Raw genomic sequence first — 9,934 nt, 5'->3', positions numbered from 1 at the left:
GTTGAAGAAAAGGCTAATAACGATATCAAACTTATCTTTAATGAATACCATAATTGGCACAACGAAGGTAGAAAGAAATCACTAATAGAGCATTTTGAAATACAATCGTTGTTCAATTAACGGGCGCGCGCGACAAGTTCCGCTATAAACGCTTTGAAGCGTGAACATGCGGGGAGTTTTATTAAATTCCAACGTTACAACGGAGGATGGGAATGATGGAACCATGTTTCCTGAAACCATCCCGTCAACAAATCCTGCATGCGTCAAGGCTGACAGGCTTTGGGGTATGAAGCACAGGTGATTCGGCTGAACGAAGGCTGCAGCCACTCTTTTTTTAGAGAAGGTATGCCAACGGATAGGCCGCACGGCTGAAAAACTGGATATGGTGAGAATGTTCTTTGGGAAAGGAACTGACAAACTTCCGAATGTACGGGTCTAGAGTTAAAACATAGGGAAACTTATGTGTCATCCAACGATGACGTGAGTGGTGTAGAGTAAAAATGCGCCCTCTGAAATACGCTATACTGAACAAAGGCGGTATCCAGCTCACAGGCTTAAAGGAAGCACTTACGTCCAGTATGGATAGCTACGTTGTAAGGGACTTGGGAAGCAAGGGACGTTGAAACAAGGACTGTCATCCGAAACGGTACTATAAGGCATATGCTGAAAGGTATTTATCCTTGTGAAGGTAGGGGTACGACCTGTGAATCTTCTGTAATGGGAGTGGAGGAACAGCCCCAAGTCTAGCGAATGGAAGGATGGTTTTACAAGCGTGCATCGCACCGATCGGGTAGGAATGTGTGATTTTACACAGTGCGAGCTTTTAAACAAAAGGTATTTTGAAGTGGCTTCTTTGTTTGAAAGTAACGAGTAACTTATCATCATAGTACATCTTGTTAGATGGAGCGCCGGATGCTGGGAAACTAGCACGTCCTTGGTGTGGAGCAGGGGAAAAGCTGGAGATAACTTCAAAGGCTTACCTATTGCTAACTTTTGTCGCACAAGGTTGTGCTAGAAACTGGCCATATTATTGAATTACGAGAGGAGGGATTAAAGTGCCTACCTGCGAAAATTGCAATAATAAGTGGAGTTGGAAACAAACAGTTAAAAAGACGACTACCTTGGATCCAGCGATGGTTTGTCCTTACTGCGAAAAAAAACAATACCAAACACAGAAATCAAAAACAAAAGGTGGCTTTTTAACGGGCATTGTTGTTTTCCTGATGATTATGATACCAAATTTTCTTAATCTATCATTAGCTGGCACACTTGGTTTGTTGCCTGTTTTGATTGCTATTATTTTACTTATATATCCATACTTAGTGGAGTTGAGTTGCAAAGAGAAATATATAAACTTTTTTGGAGATAAGGAATGAAAGAAGGGTTATTCCAGAAACGGGCGCGATTCTCAAACAAGCATTGGCGCCCAATGTTGAAGAAAAGGACCAGATTGTTAGATACGTTAAGGTGGTGAAATGATGAGTAAAGATGAAGGTGTTTTTGACAAATTTATCAGAGATGAAATGATGGATATCGAAACATTTCATCTCATTTATGATTTTGTTGCATTGGATAACTTCCGTCAAGGTGAGTATGAAGGCAATATGTTTGTTGTTAGAAAGATAAATACAAATCATATACAGTTAGAAGATGAAGTAGCAACAGAAAACACCTCCATTCCAGCGGTATATACATATGCTAAAAAGAAGTTTTTATCGCTTTTACAATCACATAAGCCAAGTTTGTAAAGTATGCCAGAATAGGGCGCAGTTACCGAATAATAATATCCCTTCTGAATCAAGTTAGAATATTAAGGTAAGGTGAGTCATTATGAACATAAGAAATATTGATAGGGCTTTATTTACAGGTTTGTTTGTAGGCATAATCATTTTTATTAAAGAAATCCTTTTTTCGGGTATAAATGCTTTCATATCAATCCTTATTGGTGCAATAGCTGCATTAATCGGTTACTTGATTGGGGATAAGATACTCCCTAGAAAAAGTGATAATAATTAACGCAAAATAAATATTATGGAATCGGGCGCTAATCAGGAATAAGACTAGCGCCCAACTTGCCATTGTCGGGCCATTTAACGGAATAAAAGAAACTTTTCATATGGCCAATTCGTAAGAGTAAGAAAGCTCGATTAAACGAAAGGATGGTTCAAGATGTATGAGTATGAATTTGTTAATATTGAAAATGACTGGCATGGCAAGCCTAAAGAAAATGAGGAAGATATTATAAAAACGTATGCAAAAGATGGATGGCGATTACATTCAATTATTCCACTATCGACAACCACTGGCGGGACAACTAATTTAAAACTTATTTTTGAAAAAGAAACTCATTAAAGAGAATGGTTTTATCTGTAAATGATTAACGGAATTTCGGTATACCGCAAACGGGCGCGATTGTCGCATAAGGTTTACACTCGAATCGTGGCAGATTGTTAAACTAATTGGTTGAAACTAAATTAAAAATTTAGCAAACAGAAAGAAAGGAGGCGGTCTTATGGCACGATGCACTAACTGCAACTATAAATGGAAAGCCAAAGAAATCTTGTCGCTCGGATTCTCAAAGAACGGCAAAAACTGCCCTAACTGTGGGGAGAGACAATATATTTCTATAAAAACACAAAAATTATTTACACTAGGATATCTAAGTCTTATATTCGTTCCATTTCTTCTTTTTAGCATTAAATTAAGCAATAAGGATGAACGCCTTTTTGAATAATGTTGAATATATTACTATTCAATTAACTGAGCGCGAGAAAAGAATAAGCCTCGTACCCTTTTCTGATTTGTGGACCAGATTGATAAGTCAGACCTAAATAATCTTAGGGAGGTTTTTTCTTGTTTACCGTATTTATCTTTCTAATTATATTAGCGATAATTATTTTTATAGCCATGGCCAAGACAGTAAAAGAAAGTCAAGAACCAAGAAATAGAAATAAGTGACTTTTCACAAATGGTCACGGTCGTCGCATAAGCGTTAGGCCAATTATCAGCATAATCTAGGGGTGGGTTAAATGAAATTTATAGACAACATCCGAGAAAGATACAAAAAAAGAAATAAATTATTTTTATCTTTGGATGCTCTTTTTACTCTTCTAACCTTTTACTTTGCTCTTCAAATTTTATTTGTAATAATCCCTGTATTATCTGAGCCAAGCCAATCAAGCGACTCTACACCTTTATTACTTGCCTGGATGACTCTGTCACTTGGTCTAACTTACTTAGTGCGTGTTGTAGAAATGTTAGTTACGGAGAAAAGAAATTACCTTGCTATGACATCAGTTGCTGCAATTATTGTTCTCGGAATAGCAACACTAGAATTTTATTGGTTAGTTTGATAAGTAAAGTTAAATCCGAATTAAACAAAAGGGCGCTTTTCTGGAATAAGGGTTGTGCCCGAATCCGGCCAGATTGTTTAAGATTATTATTTTAGATGGAAGTGAGAGAAATTAGAAATACAGGATATGTTTTATTTACTTCAGGTACAATTTTATTTGGTATAATGCATCTTGCAATTGCTTTATTTTTATCTAATTCAGCAGGTATTGCTCCACCTGGCTTGATTACGACTTCACTAGATAGTATTGCAGGTTGGATTCCGTATATATTAAGTATTATTTTAATGGTCATAGGTCTTATTTTTATTATCGTTAAATCTGGATGGTGGCAAAAACAGAAGAAAGAAATTAAAGAAAAGAACCAGGAATTTTCGGACGAACAAAATAAAAGTACTTGATGCAATTCCGACATAACAATTGTTCTTCAATCGGGCGCGCATCTGGAATAAAGGATAGCGTCCAATTTGCCAATAGGGCCATATTGTTAAAGAATAAAATTCAATTAATATTATTAAAGTAAGGAGTAAATTATGAGCGAATATGAGCAAAATGAAAAATCAAAAGAGGATAATTATTTAGCGATTGGAATTGGAATAGGATTACCGTTAGGAGCATTAGTTGGGTTAATAGTATTTGATAGCCTTGCAATTGGGACTGGTATCGGCTTGGTTTTCGGAATAACATTTGGGACGGTATTTAACTCAAGTGAAAATAAAGAAGAATAAAAAGCACACTTATCAGTACAGCTAACGGGGGCTAATTTGAAATAAGATTTGTCAATGTGGGATTTATATGTGGATTTTTTCACTACTTTTTGTTATTGGTGTAGTTATAATTGTAGGTCAAAATAAAAGAATTATCGAACTACTTGAGGAACTAAATAAAAACAAATAATGAATTCAGTTAAACCAGCTAATAGCACAAAAGGACTATTCAATCATTGGGCGCTCTTTTCCTAATAGGAGAAGCGTTCATTTCTGTTTTAAAGAAGGAGTTTTTCGTAGAATAACTATTGTGAAAGTAATGGCGGTTTGGCATTATATTACAGGTGAATAATTAATTATGTAGCAAATGAAACTCATTAAGGAATAATTCCGTACTTAGAGACGGAATGTTTAGTAATATATCATCTTAGTATTAGAAAGGGATGCAGCATTTTGAGTCGATTAATCGTACTATTTATTGCTGGTTTTATCGGACTATCACTTCGTTATATCATTTTGGGAGAATTTGAACTTAATCAACTGCTATTATTACTTATGTTTCCTATTGCTTCTGTATTGCTATTATTTATTATGAAATGGCAGTATAACAAAGATCGTGATTTTCAGCCTGATAAGGGCGAAAATAATATGGTTACTCGGCTAGGAGACAGAGTTTCAACGACGTCCAAACAAATGTATAAGGATGAATTACAAATAGGCTCATATCATCGGAGTTATAATAGTTGGTGGAAGCGTATTGTTGCAGATGTGATGGACAATTCCGGACAATGGTATCTTAACCTCTCATTTTCGTTATTGAATAATGACCAAGTGATTTTTAAACAAAAAAATGAAAATAAAATTCGCGGAAATAAACTGTGGGTTATTTATCATAACGGTAAAGAAGTAGGAACTGTTCATACTGATTATTCAATAAAAAACTCAGCAAAATTAAAAGAAAATCTATATCTTGAATATGGGCAGAATACTTATCAATTTAAATCATTTGGCATTGGTGCTAAAACTGAAATTTACAACAATGATAATACTGTTGCAACGGGAAATAGAATAGGTAATTCCGTTTATCAATTAGTTATGGATTCTGAAAACAAACATCATTCGGAAATGTTATTTTTGGTATATATTTTGTTTAACTATGAATTTGGTCAATAATATTAGGATCAGTGTTCAATTATACGAACGGGCGCTTATCACGAATAAGGCAAGTGCTCTTTTTTATAAAAAAAGGATTGAGTTAATTCTAGGAATTTGAATTAATTGGTATCAATCTAAGGGGACATTTTTCAGGGATGATTATTACTTTTGGATGTTTCCTCTCGCTTTTTTCGTGGCGACAATCGTCTCAAAATTTAACACCAAGGAAAAAGACCATTGGACATAAATTTTACTGTAATACGATCGGGCGCAAGAATTGAATAAGACTTGTGCCTAGCTTTGCTTTATCGGCCAGGTTGTGGAACAGAAAATTAAGTGCTTAGGGGGAATCATTTTGAAGATAATCGAGACGGAACGATTATACCTTAGGGAGTTGGAAATGGACGATCAAATGGAATTATCGAAGGTGCTTTCCGACCCAGTATCTATGCAATATTACTCTAATTCTTTTAACCAAGAAGAGGTTAAAAATTGGATCAAATGGAATATGAAAAATTATAAGCAAGAAAAACATGGGCTATGGGCAGTTATTTTAAAAGAAGGGGATACATTTATCGGTGATTGTGGAATAACAATGCAGAACATAGATGACGAGAGGTTACCGGAAATCGGGTTTCACATTATTAAAGAGTATTGGAACAAAGGGTATGCTACGGAAGCAGCATTTGCATGTAAGGAATATGCATTTAATATTTTAGGCTATCCTAAAATATTTTCGTATACGACCTTACAAAATATTCCCTCACAAAAAGTTGCAGCAAAAATCGGAATGGAAACTTATAAGTTTTTTGAGAAGAATGGTGAACAACAAATTGTTCAAGTTACATATGAAAATAAAGTATGATGAAAAGCAGTACCACATTGGCTATTATTCCAGAAAAGGACTCTTTTCCAGAAGAATAAAAGTATCTGTATCATGGAGGCGATTTGTAAGAAAAAAGGGTAACTCAGGTTGCCCTTTTCTGTGTGTTCAACTTCATTATACCATTTTTAATTACGAATTATCAGTCTTTATTTTTTCTATTTTATTGGTATCCTTTAATTTAGCATTGAATGGAGGTAGATTGATGATTGATTATAGAATAAAATCAAAAGAAAACTTTACTGACAAAATTGGGGAGCTTGTATCTATGCTTGAACATACAAGGGACGTTACGCTAGATGAACTTTCTAATATAAGCCAAAGCGACTTGGACTTTTTACCAAATGATAGTTCGAATTCCATTGGTTCTCTCTTATCACATATTGCTTCAATTGAGTTTGTTCATCAGGTTATTTCATTTGAAAGAAGAGATTTAATTGAAGATGAATATTTAAAGTGGGGAACAGCTTTAGAACTTGGAGGTAAGGCTAGAGAAGTAATAAAAGAACAGTCTCTTGGTTATTATTTAGATGAATTATCACAAGTCAGAAAAAACACATTAACATGTCTGAAATCGCAGAAGGATAGCTGGTTGTTTGAGGAGAAAAAGTGGAATAATGGTGTTTCTTATAATAATTACTATTTATGGTTTCATGTTATGGAAGACGAAATTAACCACCGTGGACAGATTAGAACAATTAAGAGATTGTTGAAGAATACTAATAAATAATACTTCTTCAGCTAACTGTTGATTTTCTTCAATAAGATTGGCTTAACGATCTTCCTTAATCGGGCGCAATTGTCGCAGAAGTGTTGTGCCAGAATTGGGCCAGATTGTTTAGGACAGAGGGGTGGGGATTAAACTTTAATAATTGGCTAAATTAATATAACAACCAATCAATGTAAAAAGGATAAGGTCACCCCTCATCCCCTTTTGTTGTCTAGCACATCACAATACTAGACTTTTCCTATGGCTTTAATATGACTTTTATACAATTGTCTTCTCGTTTATTGAAAATATCATAGCCATGTTCCGCTTCATTCAACGATAGTTTATGGGTAATAATGGAGGTTGGGTCAATCTCATTATTGACAACCATATCGTATAACTTTGGCATATATCCACGAGCAGGTGCTTGTCCCATCCTAAGGGTGACATTCCTTGAAAAGAAAGGTCCTAATGGGAACATATTATAAAGACCACCATAAACACCTGTTAATTGTACGGTTCCACACTTTTTGACTGCTTTCGTTGCAATTTGTATCGGTCCAAGTGTTCCGCCTTGCAACTTCAGTTTTTGTTCCACAAATTCTAATGGTGATTTCTTTCCGTCCATACCGACACAGTCAATGACTACATCAGCTCCCCCCTTGGTAAGTTCTTTTAACGTTTCACCCATGTCTTTATCTTTTGTGAAATCAAATGTTTCTGTGTGATTTATTTTTTTGGAATGATGCAAGCGATAGTCATAATAATCAACCGCAATCACTCTTTTTGCTCCTTTTTTCCAGGCAAATTGCTGCGTCATTAAACCAACAGGTCCACTACCTAGAACAATAACCGTATCTCCCTCTTTAACACCTGCATGTTCTACACTCCAGTACGCTGTCGGCAAAACATCGGACAAGAAAAGCAACTGGTCATCTTCCAATTCGCAGTTTTCAGGAATAAGAAAAGGTGTGTAATTTCCAAATGGAACTCGAAGATATTCAGCCTGTCCACCAGGATAGTTACCGTACTTTTCCGAGTAACCTAATAGTCCACCTGAATCATAATGAGGGTTGGAGTTATCACATTGACTTTCTAGATGTTGAGAGCAATATGGACATGTACCACATGCAACTGTAAATGGAATAACTACTCGATCTCCTTTTTTCACTTTGTTTACGTCTGGTCCAACTTCTTCCACAATCCCCATTGGTTCATGACCAATAACATAACCAATTGGAAGAGGAAAGTTTCCTTTGTAAAGATGTAAATCGGAACCACATATTGCAGTAGAAGTTATTTTTACAATGACATCTTCACGATCTTGAATAGTAGGGTCATCTACTTGTTTTACACTGATAGAGTTTTTTCCTTGGTATGTTACTGCTTTCATAAGCATTTAGCCTCCAGAATAATTAAAGTTTACATCATTATAGTCTGTTAATAACCAGTAATTATGCGTAAACTATAATATTGAAACTAATTACAATCCCTAAGAAAAAGTAAACAAACTGAGTTGTGTTAGAAGATCACGGGGGCTTTTCTGTGTTGAAAGTAATCAACTTTTTTCACATTTTTTATACTTTATTTGTAATGAACAACATAAACATTCTATAGAAAAAATTATTTCTATAGGAGGTTTCCATGAATCAAAAGGACCAAAATGAACAAAGTCATCAACTAGACCCAATAAAGCAAATGCAACAAATGTTTAAAGCGAACATGATAACTCAACCTTATCCCATGTACCCTAACTATGGGAAAATCACACGTTACGAAGAAATTCCGATCAGTGTTCCCGAACAACGACAGCTCCAGCACCCAGGTGTCGAGAAACTTATGGTCCCTCGGCCGATTATTGAAAACCCGAACTACAAAGGGAGCGAGAAATTAAGTGGAAAGGTTGCACTCATTACAGGCGGTGACAGTGGTATTGGTGCAGCTGCAGCGATTGCGTTCGCTAAAGAAGGCGCTGATGTTGCCATCGCTTATTTAGATGAACACGAGGACGCAAACCGAACAAAAGCAAGGATTGAAGAACTCGGACAACGTTGTTTTCTAATGCCTGGTGACTTACGAGACAAACAACAGTGTATCTCCATTGTAGAACAAACAGTTAATACGTTTGGACGTCTCGATATTCTTTGTAACCACGTTGGTATCCAGTTCCAACAACTAAGCCTGCTTGACATTACAGATGAGCAATTCGATGACACCTTCAAAGTTAATATATACTCTCATTTTTACACAACAAGAGCAGCGCTTCCTCATTTAAAACCAGGCAGCTCAATCATTGGCACTACTTCAGTGGTGACGTATGTAGGTGAGCAGCAAATGATTGATTATACGGCTACAAAAGGCGCAATAGTTGGTTGGACACGTGCCTTGGCTAAAAATGTCGTGAAACAAGGGGTCCGAGTCAATGCCGTCGCCCCCGGCCGAATTTGGACCCCACTTATTCCAGCAAGTTTCTCGTCAGACCAAGTCGCTGTATATGGAGCATTTAATCCAATGGAACGTGTTGCCCATCCATTTGAACTTGCACCAACCTTTGTCTATCTTGCTTCTGATGATTCTCGTTTTGTTACTGGTCAAGTTCTTCATGTTGATGGGGGAGAATCAACAAATTCCTAATGGAAGGGGGTACCATTTTGAGATATGAATTTAATCCAGAAGTAAAGCTATTGCTAGTAAACCATTCAAATGAAAAAGTAAAGATGGTCTATATGGAGGATTCCTGGCCAATGCCTAAAATAGGACTGAGACCACCATACTATTGCTACCCAAGTTACGAGCTGAATTATCCAATAATCTAAATAATAACAGGCTTTGAATAGAACCGTTTATAAAATAATTGCATCTCTTTACCCTTTAGATTTAAGTTGTCTGAAGGGTATTTTTATGGTAAAAGGAATATAGGAATATGCCACAAACGGGCGCGATAGCTGGATAGTGGCCTACCAGAAAGTTAAATATTGAGAGGTGATTAAAATGAAACAATACTCTTGGTTAAGCTACTGGTCTTTATTGTTAAGTATATTTCCAGTACCATTTTTATTTGCAATGATGTATGCATTAATAAGAATTCATCCTGATTTTGGCATTTTTCTTATTTGGTTATCAATAATTG

13 protein-coding genes are annotated in these 9,934 nt (G+C 36.0%); 12 read left to right on the top strand and 1 reads right to left on the bottom strand.

Annotated features, from left to right (window positions below):
- Window positions 1-1,055 precede the first annotated feature (1,055 nt).
- The 11 genes from E4U82_RS18745 (at window position 1,056) to E4U82_RS18695 (ending at window position 6,825) form a co-directional block, all read left to right on the top strand.
- On the top strand, window positions 1,056-1,376 hold the full coding sequence (locus tag E4U82_RS18745) for a TIGR04104 family putative zinc finger protein (RefSeq protein WP_135110218.1): 321 nt from the start codon (window positions 1,056-1,058) through the stop codon (window positions 1,374-1,376).
- A gap of 102 nt (window positions 1,377-1,478) precedes the next feature.
- Window positions 1,479-1,748 (top strand): hypothetical protein, encoded by a 270-nt coding sequence (locus E4U82_RS18740; protein WP_135111770.1) that lies wholly within the window; start codon window positions 1,479-1,481, stop codon window positions 1,746-1,748.
- Window positions 1,749-1,830: 82 nt separating this feature from the next.
- A complete protein-coding gene (locus tag E4U82_RS18735; protein ID WP_019375753.1) occupies window positions 1,831-2,016 on the top strand; it encodes a hypothetical protein in 186 nt (61 codons plus the stop codon).
- Between the two features lie 153 nt (window positions 2,017-2,169).
- Entirely contained in the window at window positions 2,170-2,352 is a 183-nt protein-coding gene (locus E4U82_RS18730; protein WP_036578625.1) for a DUF4177 domain-containing protein, read from the top strand.
- A gap of 160 nt (window positions 2,353-2,512) precedes the next feature.
- Complete coding sequence (locus E4U82_RS18725) at window positions 2,513-2,734, top strand: TIGR04104 family putative zinc finger protein (protein WP_135111769.1); 222 nt, start codon at window positions 2,513-2,515, stop codon at window positions 2,732-2,734.
- Window positions 2,735-3,029: 295 nt separating this feature from the next.
- Window positions 3,030-3,353 carry a hypothetical protein gene (locus E4U82_RS18720; protein ID WP_135111768.1) on the top strand — a complete coding sequence of 108 codons (324 nt, stop codon included), beginning with the start codon at window positions 3,030-3,032 and terminating at the stop codon, window positions 3,351-3,353.
- A 95-nt stretch (window positions 3,354-3,448) separates the two neighbouring features.
- Entirely contained in the window at window positions 3,449-3,751 is a 303-nt protein-coding gene (locus E4U82_RS18715) for a hypothetical protein (protein ID WP_209300610.1), read from the top strand.
- Window positions 3,752-3,883: 132 nt separating this feature from the next.
- The gene (locus E4U82_RS18710) at window positions 3,884-4,078 is read left to right on the top strand and encodes a glycine zipper domain-containing protein (protein WP_135111767.1); all 195 of its coding nucleotides are present in this window, start codon (window positions 3,884-3,886) and stop codon (window positions 4,076-4,078) included.
- A 432-nt stretch (window positions 4,079-4,510) separates the two neighbouring features.
- Window positions 4,511-5,230 carry a tubby C-terminal domain-like protein gene (locus E4U82_RS18705; protein WP_135111766.1) on the top strand — a complete coding sequence of 240 codons (720 nt, stop codon included), beginning with the start codon at window positions 4,511-4,513 and terminating at the stop codon, window positions 5,228-5,230.
- Between the two features lie 301 nt (window positions 5,231-5,531).
- Window positions 5,532-6,077: a GNAT family N-acetyltransferase gene (locus E4U82_RS18700; protein WP_280689751.1), complete on the top strand. Its 546-nt coding sequence runs from the start codon at window positions 5,532-5,534 to the stop codon at window positions 6,075-6,077.
- A 223-nt stretch (window positions 6,078-6,300) separates the two neighbouring features.
- Window positions 6,301-6,825 (top strand): DinB family protein, encoded by a 525-nt coding sequence (locus E4U82_RS18695; RefSeq protein WP_135111764.1) that lies wholly within the window; start codon window positions 6,301-6,303, stop codon window positions 6,823-6,825.
- A 238-nt stretch (window positions 6,826-7,063) separates the two neighbouring features.
- Here the strand turns inward: E4U82_RS18695 and E4U82_RS18690 are convergent, their stop codons facing one another.
- The gene (locus E4U82_RS18690; protein ID WP_135111763.1) at window positions 7,064-8,197 is read right to left on the bottom strand and encodes a zinc-dependent alcohol dehydrogenase; all 1,134 of its coding nucleotides are present in this window, start codon (window positions 8,195-8,197) and stop codon (window positions 7,064-7,066) included.
- A 251-nt stretch (window positions 8,198-8,448) separates the two neighbouring features.
- Between E4U82_RS18690 and E4U82_RS18685 the strand changes: the two genes are divergently transcribed.
- The gene (locus tag E4U82_RS18685; RefSeq protein WP_135111762.1) at window positions 8,449-9,438 is read left to right on the top strand and encodes an SDR family oxidoreductase; all 990 of its coding nucleotides are present in this window, start codon (window positions 8,449-8,451) and stop codon (window positions 9,436-9,438) included.
- Window positions 9,439-9,934 lie beyond the last annotated feature (496 nt).

It is taken from the genome of Lentibacillus salicampi (genome assembly GCF_004565465.1).
GTDB classification, from domain to species: domain Bacteria; phylum Bacillota; class Bacilli; order Bacillales; family Amphibacillaceae; genus Lentibacillus; species Lentibacillus salicampi.
Note: the sequence above shows the minus strand (reverse complement) of the source record. Positions and strands in the feature narration are given on the sequence as shown.

Coding starts and splice junctions, on each gene's coding strand:
- E4U82_RS18710 (WP_135111767.1), top strand. CDS start 3,884: ATGAGCGAATATGAGCAAAATGAAAAATCAAAAGAGGATAATTATTTA.
- E4U82_RS18730 (WP_036578625.1), top strand. CDS start 2,170: ATGTATGAGTATGAATTTGTTAATATTGAAAATGACTGGCATGGCAAG.
- E4U82_RS18690 (WP_135111763.1), bottom strand. CDS start 8,197: ATGAAAGCAGTAACATACCAAGGAAAAAACTCTATCAGTGTAAAACAA.
- E4U82_RS18695 (WP_135111764.1), top strand. CDS start 6,301: ATGATTGATTATAGAATAAAATCAAAAGAAAACTTTACTGACAAAATT.
- E4U82_RS18685 (WP_135111762.1), top strand. CDS start 8,449: ATGAATCAAAAGGACCAAAATGAACAAAGTCATCAACTAGACCCAATA.
- E4U82_RS18740 (WP_135111770.1), top strand. CDS start 1,479: ATGAGTAAAGATGAAGGTGTTTTTGACAAATTTATCAGAGATGAAATG.
- E4U82_RS18735 (WP_019375753.1), top strand. CDS start 1,831: ATGAACATAAGAAATATTGATAGGGCTTTATTTACAGGTTTGTTTGTA.
- E4U82_RS18715 (WP_209300610.1), top strand. CDS start 3,449: ATGGAAGTGAGAGAAATTAGAAATACAGGATATGTTTTATTTACTTCA.
- E4U82_RS18720 (WP_135111768.1), top strand. CDS start 3,030: ATGAAATTTATAGACAACATCCGAGAAAGATACAAAAAAAGAAATAAA.
- E4U82_RS18725 (WP_135111769.1), top strand. CDS start 2,513: ATGGCACGATGCACTAACTGCAACTATAAATGGAAAGCCAAAGAAATC.